This window comes from Mesorhizobium norvegicum, assembly GCF_004919685.1.
Taxonomy (GTDB): domain Bacteria; phylum Pseudomonadota; class Alphaproteobacteria; order Rhizobiales; family Rhizobiaceae; genus Mesorhizobium; species Mesorhizobium norvegicum.
The window spans coordinates 1-1,336 of sequence record NZ_SMYZ01000096.1 but is presented as its reverse complement, the minus strand read 5'-3'; the positions used below and the strand labels follow the sequence as shown (position 1 = coordinate 1,336).

At 60.4% G+C, this 1,336-nt stretch carries 1 protein-coding gene; it reads right to left on the bottom strand.

The window, feature by feature from the left end:
- Positions 1-72: 72 nt before the first annotated feature.
- Positions 73-1,260: an ISNCY family transposase gene (locus FCU66_RS34680; protein ID WP_210239724.1), complete on the bottom strand. Its 1,188-nt coding sequence runs from the start codon at positions 1,258-1,260 to the stop codon at positions 73-75.
- Positions 1,261-1,336: the final 76 nt, after the last annotated feature.

The following is a 1,336-nucleotide window of genomic DNA, read 5'->3' as shown; positions in this document are numbered from 1 at the left end:
TGTCGGTAGCTAATCAAGTTGTCCGGTTTGGTAGCACATCAATTGTCCGCTTCTGTTTTGCGTCGAAGCGGTTCACGCGGCCTGCCCTGTACGGGAGGTTTCTAGGATTGTAGCGCCGTCAGGCATGTATTGGGCGATGCGGCGCGGCCCATGAAAGATTGCAAGCGTGCCATCGGGGTACTGCCTGATCTTGACCGTGGCTTTGACGAAGTGATGTCGGATCGGACTTTGCGGCAGCTGCAATCGCAGCCGCGCGAAAGCGATTGTGTTGTCGCGGGCAACGACGCGCTCCTCCTCGATGCACAGGATCTGGGCCAATTGGTGCGGGTCGGCGGCGACAAAGGCGCTGTCTCCAACCGTGGCCGGCCTGGCGAAGCGTACATTGTGTGCCGGCAGATAGGTTTGTGCGATGAAGCGGTTTGCGGCCTGGATATCGGTAATGCCGGCCAGCGCCAGCTCCTTGGGCAACCGATCCTGCAAGGTGGAGAACATCCGCTCGGAGCGCCCCCTGGCTTCAGGCGAATAGGCGGGGATGTGCTCGATGCCCAGATGCCGCAGCGCTCGCCCGACTTGGGTCAGCCGGCTCTTGTCGACCGCCTCGCCGGCCTTGAGCGTCACGAAATAGTGGCTGCCTCGATCGGTGTAGAGACTCGACGGCAATCCCTTCGCGACAAAGGTCTCCAGAAGTCCCTGAAAGCTCGATGCCGTGCCTTCCTCCTCGATCAGAAAGGCCGAATAGATCGTGCTCGTGGCGTCGTCCATGGTCACGATCAGATCAAGCATTGGCTGGCTTTCCAGCCAGGCATGCCGGCTGCCGTCCTGATGCAGCATCATCCCTTCGCACGGCTTCCTTTCCCGCTTGCGCCGGTGAGCACCGCGCCGCTTGGCCCGGTCCACCAGGCCCGCCGCGTGAAGCTGCGTCTTGATGAAGGTGTAGCCCCAGCTGAAGTCGTGATCGCGCAGCAGGTGCTCGTGGAAGTGCTTCACATTCCAGCCAAGGTAGCGATGACGATAAAGCTCCAACATCTCCTCAATCGCTTCCGCAGGCACCCGACGCGTCGAAATCTTGCCCAAACGCCGGTCCAGCAACCCAGCTTCCCCAGCCTCCTCGTAGCGGTCGCGGTAACGTCGGAATTGCCGCTCCGACATGCCCAGCAACTCACCCGCCTCCATCATCGAAAGATCGCCGCCATTCCAACGGCTCAAAACGTCCCGAAACTTCTGCATTCTCCGGCCCTGTAGCCATGCTGCCCGCTTCATCCCCAGCCTCCATCGGCTGCTGATAAAACCGGACAACTCATCTGCTACCTAATCCGGACAACTCATCTGCTTACGA

Bases quoted from the DNA above. Each gene is read 5' to 3' on its own strand.
- FCU66_RS34680 (WP_210239724.1), bottom strand. From the start codon at position 1,260: ATGAAGCGGGCAGCATGGCTACAGGGCCGGAGAATGCAGAAGTTTCGG.